Origin of the sequence: Shewanella phaeophyticola (assembly GCF_025398315.1) — a bacterium.
GTDB lineage: Bacteria > Pseudomonadota > Gammaproteobacteria > Enterobacterales > Shewanellaceae > Shewanella > Shewanella phaeophyticola.
Genome location: NZ_JAODOQ010000001.1, coordinates 2,229,889 through 2,246,060 on the forward strand (window position 1 = coordinate 2,229,889; position 16,172 = coordinate 2,246,060).

The following is a 16,172-nucleotide window of genomic DNA, read 5'->3' on the forward strand; positions in this document are numbered from 1 at the left end:
TGTGGCGTTTAACTTCAATGATTTCATTAATGGATGAGTACCATGACTTTGAATAAAACCCAAATTCTGAATAATCTTCTGTATAGCTTGATTATATTGTGTTGCAGTGTGTTTACAGTTAATGCCACAAATATAGATACTAAAAACGTAACCGCCGCTGCTGAAACAAAAGTGTTTTACTTAGTTCGTCATGCTGAAAAAAACCAAGGTGCAGATCCAAGCTTAACTGAACAAGGCAAATTAAGAGCACTGCGTTTAGCCAATGTATTATCCAGCACCCCATTGAACAAAGTGTTCACCACAGACTACAAACGCACACGAGAAACGGCATTAGCGGTTGCGGAACACCAGCACCTCTCACCAAGTTTATACAATCCTGCAGATCTTAAAAAAACAGCAGAAGTACTGCTAAGTGAGCAAGGACATATTTTGGTGATCGGTCACAGCAATACCACAACGGCATTAGCAGAATTGCTTGGCGCAGACAAACAACCTGTGATTGATGACGCCAATGAATTTGACCGTTTATACATCGTCACTGTTGACAAAAATAATCGTGAAGTTTCAACTGTATTATTGCGTTATTAAATCGTGATATTCAATAACAAGAGCGCGCCATGGCACCCATAAAATGTAGTGATTATGACTATGTCGAAATCTTGTGCATGCATCAATATGAAGTAAAACTGATATTGGTGTCTGGTATCGAAATACTCGGGTATTTTAACACGACTTGTTATGTCAGTTTAGATGATCAAAAACAAGAAGCAATAAAAGGCATAGATCAACATCAGCAGCCGCTTGTTGTTCTATTAACCGATATTGTTAGTATCGATGTACTTAGCCCTAATGCATTATTTGATTATGTATCTTTTGCTGATTAACGTTTGCTAAAAATGGTGGCGAGAGCCAAGTAATAAAGTGTAATTTGCCTGACACAATGGACACCATTGCAGTACAATGCACAGCATTTTAACCCTGTCATTTTGCATTACACTAGGTCCAAGTATGTCTCTTGCTCTAAACCCTGCTCAATCAGAAACACAATTCCCTAAAGATATGGCCGCACGCATCGCTCAATCTGAAGCTCGCGTGATTAAAGCGATTTTTCCCTCTAATACCAACCATCACAACACCTTATTTGGTGGTGATGCATTAGCTTGGATGGACGAAAGCGCTTTTATTGCTGCAACACGTTTTTGCCGAAAATCCCTAGTTACGGTTAGTTCTGATCGAATCGATTTTAAAAAGGCCATACCAGCCGGCAGCTTAGCTGAGCTGATCGCTAAGGTGATTCATGTTGGTAACACCTCATTAAAAGTAGAGGTTAATATTTATGTTGAAGACATGTACAAAGATCATCGTGAACATGCTATTCGTGGGGTATTTACCTTTGTTGCAGTAGATGCAGATCGTCAACCGACTCAGGTATGGCCTCACGGTTGACAGCCTGCAATTTCAACAGTCAGGGTTGTATTGAACAAAACTGACACCTTAGACTAAAGTCTAGTTTTGATATTTTTTCACTAAAATCAATTCCAATGTGACAGAAAGCGATAGAATATTTGAATCGTTTTCTGTTACATTGATTTAATCTTCACGTGCAACATAGAATAAAAAACGCCATGAAGCTCGAAAATTTAAACATCATCATCGCTGACGATCATCCGTTATTTCGTAATGCATTACGACAAGCATTAAGCAGTGCGTTCGAAAAAACCGAATGGGTCGAAGCTGACAGTGCCGAAGCACTGCAAAAAGTACTTGATACTCAAGAGGCTCAATTTGATTTAATCTTATTGGATCATACAAATGCCTGGTTCTCATGGTTATTCGACCTTGATACACCTAAGAACACATTACCCTGATATACCAGTGGTGGTGATTTCGGCACATGAAGACATCAATACCATTAGCCGTGCCGTGCATTATGGTAGTAGTGGCTTTATTCCTAAATCTGCATCGATGGAATCATTAACAGAAGCATTAAGCGCTGTACTATATGGCGATATTTGGCTACCTGCAGGTACTGAGTTAGTTCCTGTTTCGGATAATCCAACTGACAAAATGGCAAGCCGATTATCAGATTTAACCCCACAACAATATCGTGTATTGCAAATGTTTGCTGAAGGTTTACTCAACAAACAAATCGCTTATGACTTTGGGGTCTCTGAAGCCACAATTAAAGCACATGCCACCGCAATCTTTAGAAAGCTCGGCGTGCGTAATCGCACCCAAGCCGTTATTGCATTGCAACAATTAGAAATGGAAAAAGTCGACCTGTCTTAATGTTAAAAACCGTCCCGCTGGCACATCTGCCCTTTTCACAAGCATGTGAAAACAACAAACAGCCCATTTTAAGCTTATTAATGCAATGGTTTGCTCAATCAAACCATGTGCTTGAGGTGGGTTCGGGCACTGGGCAACACTGTGTACACTTTGCGGCGCACTTAGACCATCTACATTGGCAACCTAGCGATCAATTAACTTATTTGGCCAACCTACAGGCGCGGCTAGCACATTTTCCTTTGTGCAATCTGGCTGATCCGGTTGCACTAGATGTTAGCCAGTCATGGCCACAATTTACCACTCAGGTTGATGCTATTTATAGCGCCAATACCTTACACATTATGAGCAAACCGCTAGTTGAAGCCTTTTTTGCTGGTTGCGGCCAAGTATTAGCAACGCCAGGTTGTGTTGCTGTTTATGGTGCATTTAATTATGCAGGTCAATATACTAGCGCCAGTAATCAGCAATTTGATGATTGGCTAAAACAACAAAACCCTCACAGTGGCATTCGTGATATCGAATGGATTACATCACTGGCGAAACAACACGATTTGCATCTACAACAAGATGTTGCCATGCCAGCAAACAACAGAATGCTGTATTTTACCCGCTGATCAATCCAACAATGTAATCTCTGTTTATCACTTTGCCCTAAATACGCTAAGCTATTAACTTGTCTGGCGATTTAATACTAACGTTGTTTAACACAAGGACACACACTATGGGTTCTGTTACCACCCAAAAACACCCAAATGGTCTTGAATATGTAGACGTAAATACTGAACTGTGCCAAGCACGGATCTTTATGCAAGGCGCACAAATCGATCAATTTACTCCAAAAGGTAAACGCCCTTTGTTATGGGTGTCATCTGCAGATGATTACCAACCAGGCAATGGGATCCGTGGTGGTATTCCGGTATGTTGGCTACTGGTTTGGCGCACATGAAAACCCAGAGTATCCCCAACATGGTTTTGGGCGTAATAAAGTCTGGTCACTAGAATCAGTTAATATGCGTAATCAAGTCGTAGATCTAGTGTTTACCTTGCCACAAAGTGAGTTTGAACGACAATATTGGCCGCATAACACTCAAGTTAAGGTATTATTTACCTTAAGCGAAACCCTGTCGCTCAGTATCATTAACACCAATTTAGGTGACTCTCATGTTAGCTTAACTCAAGCATTACACAGTTATTTCCCTATTGGTGATATCCATCAGTTAAAGGCAACAGGTTTTAGCGACTCAAAATACATCGAGTTTGGCCAAGGTCCGATTAAACAACCACAAGACAGTGTTGAGTTTGACCGAGAAACCGATCGTGTTTATACCGATTTAGCCCCGCAACAAGCGCTGCATACTCCACACGGTACCATTCTTGTGAGTCGTGAAAATAGTCAATCAGCGGTATTGTGGAACCCATGGATAGACAAGTCTATGCGCTTATCTCGCTTTAATAGTGAAGATTATTTAACGATGGTGTGTTTAGAAGCGGCTAACGTACTTGAAGATAACGTAGAGCTGGCGCCAGGAGAAAGCCATACATTAACAACGCAGATTGCTTGGCAGTAACCCTCTTTGTTAGCAACAAAAAAGGTAGCCTAGGCTACCTTTTTTCTTACTCACGAACTAATCATCGCATAGGGACGAGGCCCTAGGGTCTGTTAGTTAGCTGTGATAGTACAACCTAATGGGCTATCTGAGTTTTCATATACAATGTCGCCCACTGGAGCATAGTCAGCTGCAACAATTGACGCTTTCTCTTGGAAGAAAGTGTATAACACTTCTGCATCAACATAACCCGTTTGGATTGGGTCTAACACTGGGTAACCGTCACCACCTGCAGCGTTAAAGCTTGGTACCGTGAAGCTATAAGAATCAGTGGCACTATAATCTTTGCCGTTAATCTCACTGATAGCAACTGTTTGAGCAGTACAATCAACGGTCATTTTAACACCCGTGATTTGAGCGTAAGCCCCTGCACCACGTTGGAATGAAGCAACAGTATTTAAATACTCAGTCACTTCAGCACCCGTCATGGTCATTAACGTTACTGTATTACCAAATGGTTGAACTGTCAGTACATCACGGTACGTAATGTCACCCGCTTCAATCGAAGCACGCACACCACCAGAGTTCATCACACCAATGTCAGCGCCAACTTTGGTACGCTGTGCTTCAGCAATTAAACGCCCTAGGTTAGTTTGCATGTTACGCACGTTAGCACGTTCACCGTCTAGCAAAGCGTCAGTGGTCGCAATCACTTCATCTAATTGGCCTTGGCCACGTTCTTGATAGTATGAAAGCAACTCTTCTAAATCAGCATCAGGGGTAATTTCACCAGCAACAAACTCTTCAGTTTCATTGCCATCGGCATCTGTTACTGTTGTTTTAAGGTTAACCGGAATTAACTGGTAGCTTGCAAGTTGTAACTCACCGTTGAAGTATTCAAAGTCGGCACGGCCAACATATTTACCCCATTCGTGCGCTTGCATGATGTAAGTGCCGTTTTGCATATCTGGCGCACAATCATCACCTGGTTCAAAGTCAGCGTAAGCATTTGTATCAGGTTCCATACACACTGGGTTTTGTGAGTGACCACCAATAATGGCACTTAAGTCGCCTTCAGTAAGTGCACGTGCTAGAGCTACATCGCCTGGAGCATTACTGCCGTTTTCACCATCAGCATAGTGGCCCATGTGTGTTGCTGCAAAAATGATATCTGCAGTGCCTGCTTCTTTGATTTCAGCAATCACTTTTGCCGCTTCAGTTGTCGGATCGGTAAAGGTGATATCTGAGATATATTCAGGGTTACCAATTTTTGCAGTGTCTTCTGTCGTTAAACCAATAACAGCGACACGTAAACCATTTACATCAAACACTTTATAAGCGTCGAAGTAACGAGTGCCGTCAGCTCTATAAATATTTGCAGCAAGCATTGGGAAGTTTGCAACTGAACGTTGCGAATCTAGTACCGCAAGAGGATTATCAAATTCATGGTTACCCACTGCCATTGCATCATAGGCAATTTCGTTCATACCGATAAAGTCAGGAAGCGCGTCTTGTAAATCTGATTCAGGAACACCTGTGTTAATGTCACCACCTGATAACACCAGTGTTTCACCACCATTTGAGCTTACTTCTGCACGAATTTGATCAATCAGCGCTTTACGAGCGGCCATACCATACTCACCATCGCTGTTTTCCCAAAAGCGACCGTGGTTGTCGTTAGTGTGTAGTACAGTGAATGTTTTACAATCTGCACCTGCTTCTGCACACGTTGTTGCGACAGGTGTTTCAACTAAATGTGTTTCATCGTCATTGCTACAACCTGTTAATGCTGTAAGTACAGCTGTTGCAACTAATCCCTTAATTAACATGTTTGTCATGATTTACCCCGAATTATAATAAGTTATTTAAATCTGTGACACATCCATATCACGGACTTAATATTACAACATTGACGGCTTTTGATGTCATTTTTATTACAAAATATGACATTTAATCCAATATTTACAATCGCTTAGAATCTAAATTGTCCTTTGTAGAAAACAGTGGGATGTTAAACATTTAGTTAACGAAAGGTAAAAAAAACGACTTAATGGATTCGCCCACTAAGTCGTTAAAAAAACATAAATTTTACAAAAACATTAACAACACTGATTGTTTATATATAAAAACAATGCAACAGTACTTTTAGTTAAGTTGTTGTTGTAACCATTGACCTATGTCAGTTAATTGGTTAGGGAGCACACTATGTGCCATTGGGTATGTGCTCCATGTTGTCTGATAGTTAGCTGAAATTAATGCATCATAGGCCATTTTACCGGCAAATAATGGCACCACATCGTCTTGCTCACCATGGTGTTGCAATATAGGTGTGGAGCGATTGGCTTCAGCTAATTGCTCAGGCAATGCCTCACCGCCAGGTAAATAACAAGACAGTGCCATAATGCCCGCTAAGCGTTGCTCAAAGCGCAAGCCGGTAAATAAACTCATTACCCCGCCCTGACTAAAACCAGCAAGCACGATTTTATCGGCACTGATGCCTTGAACAATTTGCTCATTGATTAGCTGCTTCACAGCTTGCTCTGACGCCTTTACACCTTGTAAATCAGCTCTATCATGCAAATCCATACTTTTTATGTCATACCAAGATCGCATCACAAAGCCACCATTAATGGTTACTGCTTGTTCTGGCGCGTGAGGAAACACAAAACGAATGCTGTGATCGCTAGGTAAACCTAATTCCGGAACGACAGGCGCAAAACCTGCACCAGAATCGCCTAATCCATGAAGCCAAATTACACACGCTGTAGCAGGGGTTTGTGGTTCAATTACAATTTTATCTAGAGATGACATTACTTATCCTTTTTATAGCAATCGCTTCTTACAATCATACTTTCAAGCGTTGTGAGTAATCTGGGTGCACTCGGCATTACTGAGCTTGTAAACCCGTACAATTTAATACTTGTTCTAATTGCGCAGCATTATCAAGTTTGATGCTCCAACGAACAGTACCGGCATCGGCTGCGATAACCAGCCCTTGATGAAAACAACTAATATCATCTACCGAAGCCGTTAATACAATCTGGTTGTCATGAAAACGACACTGAATTTCATTCACGGTGACAATAATTTTACCGATTGAAAAGTCGATGACCATGATTTTTCCTTTTATGCTCCACAAATAAAAATCCCAAGTGATTCACTTGGGATTTCCAATTAAACAACAATCTTACTTAGTGGTGGTGACCACCTGCACCATGGGCATGACCATGGGCAATTTCTTCGTCTGATGCGTCACGCGTACCGACAACTTCAATATCGAAAGTCAGTTCACGCCCAGCTAATGGATGGTTAACATCAACTGTCGCCATAAATTTACCGACTTTAAGCACTGTCACTTGGCGTTGACCTTGCTCGGTTTCTACCATAGCTGCCATACCGGGTTTCCACACTTTAGCACCCACTAAATGCTTTACAGAAACACGTTGCTCAGCGCCTTCTTGACGCTCGCCATAGGTATCAGATGCAGGTGGGGTAACAGAAAACTTATCACCCACTTCTTTACCTGTAATGGCATCTTCGATACCAGGCATCATGTTGTCATGACCATGTAAGTACGCAATAGGATCGCGGCCTTCGTTTGACTCTATCACTTCGCCTTTTTCATCGCGCAGAGTGTAATTAAACTGCACAATCATATCGTCTTTAATGCTCATCATTATTCCTTAAAAAAAATTTGCCGAAGCTTAACAAAAAGCCCGCTAAGGCATCCACAAAAAAGTGAGCCTCAGCCTGGTTTACACGCGATGAATGCTTATGGTTATAGTTTAATCCCAAGCTTATCGAAGGTCTTTGTATCAGGAAAACCATCAGCAATTAACCCATGTTTTTTCTGAAAACCTTGCAAACCTAACACCGAGTTGCGGCCTAAAATGCCATCAGCTTTACCGACATCAAACCCTTGTTCATTCAGTTTGATTTGCAATTGTTTGACGATATCACGGCTTAATCGTGGTTGTTTAGGCACTGTACGGCTCAACGCTGGCGCCCCATTGATTCTGTCTGCCAAATGCCCCACAGCAATCGCGTAAAACTCCGAGCGATTCCAGCGCATAATGACATTAAAATTGGCATAGCCTAAAAATGCAGAGTCCCCGTATGCCCTGCGGGTAAATACAATGCGGCTTGCATATCCGGGGTTGAAATAGCCTGGCCATTGGTTTTTTTAATATTAAGCGCGTGCCATCGGCTCAATGGTAGGGTCGATTTACGGCCTAAATACTCAAATGAATAATTGGCCGGTAACAACACTTCTCTGCCCCATCTTTCATCGGCTTGCCAACCAAGGTGCTGTAAAAAATTAGCCGCTGAGGTTAACGCATCGGCTTCGCTATTCCATAAATCAGCAACTCCATCACCGTCGCCGTCTACAGCATACTTACGGTAATTGGTTGGCATAAACTGGGTATGCCCCATTGCACCAGCCCATGAGCCGACCATTTTGCTGTCGTCAAATTGATATTGCTGTTTAAGCTTAAGTGCTTGCAATAATTCACCGGTAAAATAATCACTGCGACGAGGATCGCAAGCGAGTGTCGCTAATGAATCCAGTACAGGCATGTTGCCTTTATAACTACCAAAATTGGTTTCCAAGCCCCAAAAAGCAATGATATATTGCCCTGGAACACCATACTCATGAGTTAATTGAGTCAATAAGTCGTGATGTTTGGCCAACATTTTGCGACCTTGTTCTACCCGCCATACTGTGACACGTTTTTCAAAGTAATCGCCAAACGTAGTGGTAAATTCAGGTTGTTGATTATCAAGTTCAATGACTCTAGGCACATACTTCAAATTAGCCACGGTTGTATCAATAATGTGTTGTGAGATCCCGGCAACCTTGGCTTTTTGCTGCAAGTTAATCACACAAGTCGCAAAATCAGTGTGTACTGGTTCTGGTGTGAGGTTAACAGCAGGCTCAGGTGATGCCGACGCAGCGCAAGCGCTGAGCAAGGAGCTTGAAACAAACATTGAAGCAATAAACACTGAAAAACGGCTTTTATGGGTCATGAAAACACTTACTTATCACAAATGAATGACGAATATCGTGACGCATCGCCATTCAGGAAACAAGAGGTGTTAGCATTAAACCCTGTTTATTTATCAGAAATTGCATTTTTACATTTCAATTGGTACAAAGTTTCAACATAAACATAATTGTCATTAATTAGGCCTTTTCCTTACGCGTTGAGTCCGTATAATGAAATCAATTCTCACTCATTGAAGCGACTTATCATGACCGAACAAACACCTGCGCTAATCAGCTTTATCGAAAACGTAAAACAGCATCAAGTGCTATGGGGCTTACAAGATGAAACCGGTGAAGGCTGGGTAGTATGTGATTCTTCTGAATTTGAAGAAACCGATGTCATGCCTTTATGGTCTAGCGAAGCTGCTGCGACCAGTCACTGCACTGAAGAATGAGCCGACTACAAAGCTGTGACCATTACCCTGACTGAGTTTTTAGAATACTGGGTTGGCGATTTAAACGACGATGGCGTACTCATTGGTGTTGATTGGGAAGCCGATCAAGAATGCGAAGAAATAGACCCTATCGTATTAGCTAAAGAATTAGTCGATTACGAAAAAGAGTAATACTTTTTGAATCGAAACTATTTAAGCTGCTCTTTATGAGCGGCTTTTTTATTTTAAATACACCATTTGTTACTGGAAGCGTGCCTCCTTATGCCAACATTAATTGATATTCCATTCGAGCAACGCCATACCTGCTGGTTTTGCGCAGAACCCAGTAATCAAGTATTTGAATACTACCGCATGACACACACGCCACATCCATCGCTTGCGGTACCAGCTTGTAAAGAATGTGTCGGATTAGCTAAAAAGAACCCATTAACCTCTATTTGGGATTGCCGCGATGCGGTTAAAGATCAATTAATGCATATTTACCGCAAAGATTTGGCCATCGGTATTAATTGGACCGAGCAAGAATTAGAGGAGTCAGAATTTGAGTGCAAAATTTTTGGTGGCTTTAAAAAAAGTGCCTGGATGATGTATCAAATAGCCCAAGGACGCATTAACGCTAAAGGCTGGCCTCTTAGCCTAGATGGCATCATGCTAGACGGTGAAAATGGTCATTATCAGGCAGGGTTTGAGTTTGATGGAGTGAGATTTACATCATTACCCAAAGCCATAGAGCACTATAGCAATATTCTGTCTTTAGATGCGCGTTTTTTACAACAGTTGGTGACATTATTAGGCAAAGCAAAATTTGGTCATGCGATAAAAATTGCCAGACTCAACATTGGTATTACCCATGAACACCAACGAAAAATTATCGATGAATTAATTGAAGACGCAGATCAATAACAAGTCACTTTGATAGCTACCATAGGTTGATTAGTGATTGAAACGCGATGACTCTAATGGTATCTCACTGGTATTTTATGGTGCCAGAAGGCTGCGTAAACGGTCTTGTACAACACCCACCAGCAAGTCAGGTTGAAACTTAGAAATAAACTCGTTACAGCCCACCTTTTCAACCATGGCTTTATTAAAGCTGCCACTTAAAGACGTATTTAAGGTAATAAATAATGAGGTCATACGCGGGTCGGTGCGTACTTCTGCGGTCAGCTTATAACCGTCCATTTCTGGCATTTCCGCATCGGTTATCATCATTAACAATTCATCGGCCACATGTTTGCCCTCATCAGCCCAAGATTGCAGTAACCTCAATGCTTGTAACCCGTCAGAAGCTTCGATGATCTCAATACCCAAAGGTGTTAATGTGTCACGAACTTGTTTTCGAGCGGTTGATGAGTCATCTACAATTAGCACTTTACGACCTGGCATACTCGGCACAAGAGTTTCGTCGAGCACACCTTCTGACAAGCTCACATCATAATCAATGATTTCTGCCAGTACTTTTTCCACATCAATAATCGACACCAGATGCGTTATTCCCTCTTGCTCAACCTTAGTGATGGCGGTTAAGTAATTATGTGCCCCTGAGGTTTTCGGCGGCGGCATAATATCACTCCAGGTCATATTGATAATATGCTCAACTTTTCCGACTAAAAAGGCCTGCACGCTTCGATTATACTCAGTAATAATTAAGTTACTGTCGTCAGTAATCGGCATTTTTGAAAAGCCTATCGCTTCGCGTAAATTGATAACTGGAATGGATGTACCACGGATATTAGCCACACCGTAAATCTTTGGATTACTGCCGGGCAACATATTTATTGCAGGTAGCTTAACCACTTCTTTTACTTTAAACACATTGATCGCGAATAATTGTGTTGAACTAATGCGAAATAACAACAGTTCTAAACGGTTTTCACCGACTAATTGGGTGCGTTGGTCTACCGTATCTAACACTTTATTCATGAAGCAATCCACCTAACTAAAAAATAACAATCAGGTTAATTATACTAAAAAACGCCTTTAAAAGCGCTTTGTAAACATGATACAACCGACAAAATGAGATTAAAGCTGTCAATTCAAGATCAAAACCAACCCATTAAGTCGTATAGTCAACGCTAAACGGTATTGTTGTGTATAACGGAGTTAACCATGAAAAAGTCATTACATCATCTCGTCGCTTTATCATTACTCGGATTATCGATACTGGGGCTATCAGCTTGCACAGTCATCGATGAACCTGTTGATGTCGTAAAACCGTTTGAACTACAGCAGTATCTGGGCACCTGGTATGAAATCGCCCGCCTAGATCATTCATTTGAGCGAGGAATGACTAATGTGACAGCGCAATACAGTATTGACGGTGACAAAGTGGTGGTGATTAACAAAGGATTTAAACAAGATCAACAGCAATGGGATCAAGCAGAAGGCAAAGCCTACTTTATTGATGGAGACAATAAAGGTTTACTCAAAGTGTCTTTCTTTGAGCCTTTTTACGGTGCTTATCAAATTCATGATATTGAACAGAATAGCCAAGGTCAATACACAGACTCACTAGTGATTGGTACCTAATAATCAATATGCGTGGATTTTGTCACGCAGCCCAATATTAGACCCTGCAATCAAACAGCGGTTTATCAACAAGCTTGCGGCTTTATCAATAAGTGAAGATAACCTCATTTGGGTGCAACAAGGTGATCAACAATAACAGGCTGCTCGTACAATGGGTCAGATGCACTGTTATATGATCCAGAGGCTGTAATGATTATTCCAATTTTCCCATTACCCATTTGCTTGCTCCCGCAAGGGTACACGCAATTACGTATTTTTGAAGCTAGATACAAACGCTTAGTGTCTGAGTCACTCAAAAGTGGACAGGGCTTCGGGTTATGTATGCTTGCTGATGACAAAAAAACCATTTTACCTATTGGCACGCTAACCGAGATCATCGACTTTGAAACGCTCGATGATGGCCTGTTAGGTATTAGTGTTCAAGGCAAGCAAACCTTCTCGATTAACCAAATCGATGTTGAACATGATGGCTTAAAACGTGCCGACGTGACGTTAATAGACAGTTGGCCAAGCGATCTTATTGAAACCCAAGTGGCTCAACCACACATTAAGCCATTAGAGCGAAAAAAAGATCAGTTTTTAAGCAAAACACTTAAGGAATTACTGCAGCAATACCCACAGCACTTAGCCCACTATTCTGATGATAACTTCAATGATATCGCTTGGGTGTGTCAGCGCTGGTTAGAAGTTATCCCCTTAAGTGCCAAAGAAAAGTATCAATGCATTAACAGTCACGACCATTTGTTAGCTAAATCATTTTTATTCGACATTATAAAATAACGTCCAGATGTGATCCGTTTATCTTCACCTTGCGTATGAGTTATTACTGAATAAACGTCACCCCTTTTTGCAGACTGCATTTGGCTACTGCAAAAAGGCAACAAGTTACCTATTCAATTGTGTTTTTACTGGATGCGAGTGAAAAAAATGGAAAATGTTCAATCACAAAGCGTACAAACTCGTTATGATAAAGGAAATCTTATTGCAAGATCGTCCAATCAACGAAGTGGTGCTATGAAATCAGACGAACCCAATCCAATGGCAGATGAACTTGCTCACTTAATGATGCAAGTGGCTAATAATCGGTGTAAACGGTCTTTTGCTAGCCTGTTTTCTCATTTTGCACCCAAAATAAACTCATTTGGGGTACAACGTCTGAGTCAGCAAGGCTTAGCCATGGACTTGGTACAAGAAACCATGTCGCGAGTATGGACTAAAGCGCACTTATACAACGCTGACAAAGCGGCTGTAAGTACTTGGGTGTTCACTATCATGCGTAACCAATGTTTTGACATGCTACGCAAAGTACAACACAACCGTGAAGATGCATTTGGCGACGACATCTGGCCTTTATTTGAGTCTGATGACGCTGAAAACAACGAAGAAGATTTTTTATTATCAGCCAATTTACTACAACATGTTGAAGATCTTCCGCCATTACAACGTCAGGTAGTGCAAGGCATTTACATGCAAGAACTGACACAACAAGAACTTGCAGACAAACTCGATATACCTATTGGTACCGTTAAATCTCGACTTAGACTCGGGCTAGAAAAGTTAAAAAGCTTTATGGAGAAACATTATGATTAATTACCACCCAGATCAGCATTTGCTGTCTCTCCATGCTAAAGGCGAATTACCGCTATCGATGTCGATTGCCATTTCTGCTCATGCAGAATTGTGTCAACATTGCCAGCAGCAACTTGACCAAATGACCCTTGCCCTATCTGAACAAGAGTTCGAACAACAAACTGTAGCAGAGCAATCTGATGATGCAGACTTAAGTGTCCTTTTAAGCCAATTTATGTCATCAACATTAGACAATTTAGACACTGAGCCGACGCCACAACCACAGGCTGTCGACAACACGGTGACCATTAAAGGTCAACAATACGCATTGCCACGGGTATTTAGAAAACAAATTAATGCTTCTTGGCAAGGCATCGGTAAGGTGAGTCGTTTACGTTTAGACACCGGTGAGCCACAGGCAAGAGCAAGTTTGTTGCACATTGCAGCCAATGGCGAGATACCGGAACACACCCATAAAGGGGCAGAGTTAACCTTATTATTAGCGGGCGAATTTAGCGATTGCTACAACACATACAAGCCTGGTGATTTTATGTTGCTTGATCAAGAGCATCAGCATTCACCCAAAACCACCGAAGGCTGCTTGTGTTACACCATCGTTGATGCACCATTGTACTTTACTAAGGGGTTCAGTAAGTTGCTTAACCCTATTGGTGATTTACTGTATTAAGTAAGTTAATTCACTATGTTAAGAGTTGCGATAATCGTGGTTATCGCAACTTTATCATTTCAGCATAGAAGTATTAAAAAATCTTTAATCATTTAAATAAAACATTTTCAATTACTTACCTTAATAAGAAGCCAGCAACTGCCTTTTTTAAAGACAATTTGTTCATCTTTTGTCTTTTTTAGCAAAAACGGTGTTGCTAAAAAAGAAAAGTGAGTATAGAATCAATCCAGATTTAAAAATCTTGTTAATTTTGGTACCTACCTGAAAGTCTGCTCAACTTCCTTCGTAAACCCAAGACAAGCTTCTGTACATTTTCATGACCCTAGCGGCCAATGTTTGTAGCACTCAAAAAAACAAACTTTTATGGTCATGTTATTGTCATATAATTATGTTCAACTTACTAAGATAAGTGAAAACGTAATATTTTAGTTGGCTAGTGAAACCAGATCATTCATTGTGATCACAAGTTAAACTGACGCTAATCAACTATTTATATCACAACACTTGATTAGTGAGTTCAGAATAGGTTAAGTTAAATCTCGACAAGTTAATCTTTTGCACCACTAAAAATGCCAAGGATATTTTATTGAACAATTTACTCACCCAAGGGTGATCAGCAAAAATAAGGAGTGTGGCATATGTCATACAACATTAACGGACATGAAATTTCAGTTAGTTTTCCAGTTAACTCAATTTCGTCAAACAAAAACTCAATTGCTTTTACCGACAGCCAAGGTAAAAACAAAAAAACCTTTTCAAAGCGTACTGAAGCATTAAACTTCATGAAATGGTTAATCACTGCAAATAAGTAATACTCCTAACGCCTAGCGTTAATCATTTGCTCTGTTATTTAATAAACTCATTTCTCGGTATTCTCCTCTCACTTACCGATGTTTATTAAAACAGAGCAAAATGAACCTCCCCTATTACATCTTACTCACTCTAACGTTAACTTTTATTTAGTTGTTAACTGTCAGTCGTTTTCTGATTTATTCGAATGACCAAATTTACGCTGATACCTAGGTAACATGGTTTGATTACCTAAAACCCCACCCTGATGTACATACACGATGTCACCGTCCCAGTGCGGATGTTGCTGTAAATAATGTTTTAACACTAAAAAACCAACCGGATCGTATAACAATTCAAATTCAATTCCAGATTGACATACCGTTTGCCACATTTCATAACAACGCTGAGTTAATTTGCCAAAATGGTATTTGTGTCCGTCATTCACTATGGTTGGAAAATACTCTTGAGCAACTAATTGAGAAAATTGTTGGCGTAAATAATCATCCCCACCAACCGTACTGCAAGTTAACACCTCGATATTAATATTGTTACTATTGTTGTTTGCCTGTTGTTGTAGCAACTGCTTATTTAAATACGCTGCCGTTGTGCCTGTGCCTGAAGGTAAAAATACTTTTAATGCTTTGGTGTTACGTAATCTTGCCCAATCAATAATCTCTGTTGCTAATATGGCAACACCCGTTTCAGCATACTCGCAACGTCCTCCCTCAGGGATGTGTAACAATGAGTTTTTGTTATTGTAGTCAGATGCAACAATACATTGTACGACGTCATCTAAATGCATCTGCTGATATTTATCCGCTAACTTAAGTTGGCCGACTTCAATAATATTAGCGCCATTGGCAATAGCCGCTGCATAATTTCCATTAGGGTGCTGGAGAATAAAATCGCTGATATGACTGACATAGTAATCAAATTGCCAACCCTGTTGTTTAGCCAGCACTGACATCGAATATAACGAATTCGCTTGGGCAGAACCCGAACCGACAAGCTGGGTAATATGCGCATAATCTTGCGATAAAAAATGATAAAACTTACGCGCTTTATTACCGCTAAAGTCAGGGTGTAATAAGTCATCTCGTTTGACAAAGATAGGTCTTTGCTCAAATAGCATTGGCTGTACAGGGCTTATAGCAAACATTGGCGCTCTCTAAATACTTGATATGAGTATTTTAACTAATAAATGATAAAACTCACCGATTGATTTAACAATTTCACTAACGTGCGTTATTCCCCCCTTATTAAAAGCACAGTAAAACATATATAATCAATAAGTTACAATTTTGGCATAAATATCG

The 16,172-nt window shown here is 40.7% G+C and carries 17 protein-coding genes and 4 pseudogenes; 14 read left to right on the top strand and 7 right to left on the bottom strand.

Annotation, left to right across the window (positions count from 1 at the left end; all coding sequences use genetic code 11):
• The first annotated feature begins 42 nt into the window (after positions 1-42).
• The 6 genes and pseudogenes from N4T56_RS10395 to N4T56_RS10420 all read left to right on the top strand — a co-directional run bounded on the left by N4T56_RS10395 (position 43) and on the right by N4T56_RS10420 (position 3,857).
• On the top strand, positions 43-588 hold the full coding sequence (locus tag N4T56_RS10395; protein ID WP_261733173.1) for a SixA phosphatase family protein: 546 nt from the start codon (positions 43-45) through the stop codon (positions 586-588).
• A 29-nt stretch (positions 589-617) separates the two neighbouring features.
• Positions 618-884 (top strand): Rho-binding antiterminator, encoded by a 267-nt coding sequence (locus N4T56_RS10400; protein WP_261733174.1) that lies wholly within the window; start codon positions 618-620, stop codon positions 882-884.
• Positions 885-1,008: 124 nt separating this feature from the next.
• A complete protein-coding gene (locus N4T56_RS10405) occupies positions 1,009-1,446 on the top strand; it encodes an acyl-CoA thioesterase (RefSeq protein WP_261733175.1) in 438 nt (145 codons plus the stop codon).
• Between the two features lie 179 nt (positions 1,447-1,625).
• Positions 1,626-2,289 (top strand): annotated as a pseudogene (locus N4T56_RS10410) (response regulator transcription factor).
• A complete protein-coding gene (locus N4T56_RS10415) occupies positions 2,289-2,903 on the top strand; it encodes a class I SAM-dependent methyltransferase (RefSeq protein ID WP_261733176.1) in 615 nt (204 codons plus the stop codon). The pseudogene N4T56_RS10410 and the gene N4T56_RS10415 overlap by 1 nt, the downstream one beginning before the upstream one ends.
• Positions 2,904-3,010: 107 nt before the next feature.
• Positions 3,011-3,857: pseudogene (locus tag N4T56_RS10420) on the top strand (D-hexose-6-phosphate mutarotase).
• Positions 3,858-3,949: 92 nt separating this feature from the next.
• On the opposite strand, the gene ushA reads toward N4T56_RS10420, so the two are convergent.
• From ushA to N4T56_RS10445, 5 genes and pseudogenes are all read right to left on the bottom strand, one after another.
• Positions 3,950-5,674 carry a bifunctional UDP-sugar hydrolase/5'-nucleotidase UshA gene (gene ushA / locus N4T56_RS10425; protein WP_261733177.1) on the bottom strand — a complete coding sequence of 575 codons (1,725 nt, stop codon included), beginning with the start codon at positions 5,672-5,674 and terminating at the stop codon, positions 3,950-3,952.
• Positions 5,675-5,981: 307 nt separating this feature from the next.
• Positions 5,982-6,647, bottom strand: coding sequence for an alpha/beta hydrolase (locus tag N4T56_RS10430; protein WP_261733178.1), 666 nt, complete (start codon positions 6,645-6,647; stop codon positions 5,982-5,984).
• 76 nt (positions 6,648-6,723) lie between these two features.
• A complete protein-coding gene (locus N4T56_RS10435) occupies positions 6,724-6,951 on the bottom strand; it encodes a DUF3389 domain-containing protein (RefSeq protein WP_261733179.1) in 228 nt (75 codons plus the stop codon).
• A gap of 76 nt (positions 6,952-7,027) precedes the next feature.
• The gene (locus N4T56_RS10440) at positions 7,028-7,510 is read right to left on the bottom strand and encodes an FKBP-type peptidyl-prolyl cis-trans isomerase (protein ID WP_261734798.1); all 483 of its coding nucleotides are present in this window, start codon (positions 7,508-7,510) and stop codon (positions 7,028-7,030) included.
• Positions 7,511-7,614: 104 nt separating this feature from the next.
• Positions 7,615-8,864: pseudogene (locus tag N4T56_RS10445) on the bottom strand (lytic murein transglycosylase).
• A 225-nt stretch (positions 8,865-9,089) separates the two neighbouring features.
• Between N4T56_RS10445 and N4T56_RS10450 the strand changes: the two are divergent.
• A pseudogene (locus tag N4T56_RS10450) lies at positions 9,090-9,449 on the top strand (DUF2750 domain-containing protein).
• A gap of 90 nt (positions 9,450-9,539) precedes the next feature.
• Positions 9,540-10,181, top strand: coding sequence for a hypothetical protein (locus N4T56_RS10455; RefSeq protein ID WP_261733180.1), 642 nt, complete (start codon positions 9,540-9,542; stop codon positions 10,179-10,181).
• A 75-nt stretch (positions 10,182-10,256) separates the two neighbouring features.
• On the opposite strand, the gene N4T56_RS10460 is transcribed toward N4T56_RS10455, so the two are convergent.
• Positions 10,257-11,201: a chemotaxis protein CheV gene (locus N4T56_RS10460; RefSeq protein ID WP_261733181.1), complete on the bottom strand. Its 945-nt coding sequence runs from the start codon at positions 11,199-11,201 to the stop codon at positions 10,257-10,259.
• Between the two features lie 186 nt (positions 11,202-11,387).
• On the opposite strand from N4T56_RS10460, the gene N4T56_RS10465 reads away from it, so the two are divergent.
• The 6 genes from N4T56_RS10465 (at position 11,388) to N4T56_RS10490 (ending at position 14,876) form a co-directional block, all read left to right on the top strand.
• The gene (locus N4T56_RS10465) at positions 11,388-11,807 is read left to right on the top strand and encodes a lipocalin family protein (RefSeq protein ID WP_261733182.1); all 420 of its coding nucleotides are present in this window, start codon (positions 11,388-11,390) and stop codon (positions 11,805-11,807) included.
• Positions 11,808-11,826: 19 nt separating this feature from the next.
• Positions 11,827-11,943, top strand: coding sequence for a hypothetical protein (locus tag N4T56_RS10470; protein ID WP_261733183.1), 117 nt, complete (start codon positions 11,827-11,829; stop codon positions 11,941-11,943).
• 53 nt (positions 11,944-11,996) lie between these two features.
• On the top strand, positions 11,997-12,587 hold the full coding sequence (locus N4T56_RS10475) for an LON peptidase substrate-binding domain-containing protein (RefSeq protein ID WP_261733184.1): 591 nt from the start codon (positions 11,997-11,999) through the stop codon (positions 12,585-12,587).
• 147 nt (positions 12,588-12,734) lie between these two features.
• Positions 12,735-13,397, top strand: coding sequence for a sigma-70 family RNA polymerase sigma factor (locus N4T56_RS10480; protein ID WP_261733185.1), 663 nt, complete (start codon positions 12,735-12,737; stop codon positions 13,395-13,397).
• On the top strand, positions 13,390-14,064 hold the full coding sequence (locus N4T56_RS10485) for a ChrR family anti-sigma-E factor (RefSeq protein WP_261733186.1): 675 nt from the start codon (positions 13,390-13,392) through the stop codon (positions 14,062-14,064). Before N4T56_RS10480 ends, N4T56_RS10485 begins: the two co-directional genes overlap by 8 nt.
• Before the next feature lie 638 nt (positions 14,065-14,702).
• Positions 14,703-14,876 carry a hypothetical protein gene (locus N4T56_RS10490; protein WP_188924209.1) on the top strand — a complete coding sequence of 58 codons (174 nt, stop codon included), beginning with the start codon at positions 14,703-14,705 and terminating at the stop codon, positions 14,874-14,876.
• A 161-nt stretch (positions 14,877-15,037) separates the two neighbouring features.
• On the opposite strand, the gene N4T56_RS10495 is transcribed toward N4T56_RS10490, so the two are convergent.
• Positions 15,038-16,015 (bottom strand): 1-aminocyclopropane-1-carboxylate deaminase/D-cysteine desulfhydrase, encoded by a 978-nt coding sequence (locus N4T56_RS10495; RefSeq protein ID WP_261733187.1) that lies wholly within the window; start codon positions 16,013-16,015, stop codon positions 15,038-15,040.
• Positions 16,016-16,172 lie beyond the last annotated feature (157 nt).

Excerpts from the sequence above, each read along its gene's own strand:
- N4T56_RS10400 (WP_261733174.1), top strand. The coding sequence starts at position 618 with ATGGCACCCATAAAATGTAGTGATTATGACTATGTCGAAATCTTGTGC.
- N4T56_RS10495 (WP_261733187.1), bottom strand. The coding sequence starts at position 16,015 with ATGTTTGCTATAAGCCCTGTACAGCCAATGCTATTTGAGCAAAGACCT.
- N4T56_RS10440 (WP_261734798.1), bottom strand. The coding sequence starts at position 7,510 with ATGAGCATTAAAGACGATATGATTGTGCAGTTTAATTACACTCTGCGC.
- N4T56_RS10460 (WP_261733181.1), bottom strand. The coding sequence starts at position 11,201 with ATGAATAAAGTGTTAGATACGGTAGACCAACGCACCCAATTAGTCGGT.
- N4T56_RS10465 (WP_261733182.1), top strand. The coding sequence starts at position 11,388 with ATGAAAAAGTCATTACATCATCTCGTCGCTTTATCATTACTCGGATTA.
- N4T56_RS10415 (WP_261733176.1), top strand. The coding sequence starts at position 2,289 with ATGTTAAAAACCGTCCCGCTGGCACATCTGCCCTTTTCACAAGCATGT.
- N4T56_RS10395 (WP_261733173.1), top strand. The coding sequence starts at position 43 with ATGACTTTGAATAAAACCCAAATTCTGAATAATCTTCTGTATAGCTTG.
- N4T56_RS10455 (WP_261733180.1), top strand. The coding sequence starts at position 9,540 with ATGCCAACATTAATTGATATTCCATTCGAGCAACGCCATACCTGCTGG.
- ushA (WP_261733177.1), bottom strand. The coding sequence starts at position 5,674 with ATGACAAACATGTTAATTAAGGGATTAGTTGCAACAGCTGTACTTACA.
- N4T56_RS10490 (WP_188924209.1), top strand. The coding sequence starts at position 14,703 with ATGTCATACAACATTAACGGACATGAAATTTCAGTTAGTTTTCCAGTT.
- N4T56_RS10430 (WP_261733178.1), bottom strand. The coding sequence starts at position 6,647 with ATGTCATCTCTAGATAAAATTGTAATTGAACCACAAACCCCTGCTACA.
- N4T56_RS10480 (WP_261733185.1), top strand. The coding sequence starts at position 12,735 with ATGGAAAATGTTCAATCACAAAGCGTACAAACTCGTTATGATAAAGGA.
- N4T56_RS10485 (WP_261733186.1), top strand. The coding sequence starts at position 13,390 with ATGATTAATTACCACCCAGATCAGCATTTGCTGTCTCTCCATGCTAAA.
- N4T56_RS10475 (WP_261733184.1), top strand. The coding sequence starts at position 11,997 with ATGATTATTCCAATTTTCCCATTACCCATTTGCTTGCTCCCGCAAGGG.
- N4T56_RS10435 (WP_261733179.1), bottom strand. The coding sequence starts at position 6,951 with ATGGTCATCGACTTTTCAATCGGTAAAATTATTGTCACCGTGAATGAA.
- N4T56_RS10405 (WP_261733175.1), top strand. The coding sequence starts at position 1,009 with ATGTCTCTTGCTCTAAACCCTGCTCAATCAGAAACACAATTCCCTAAA.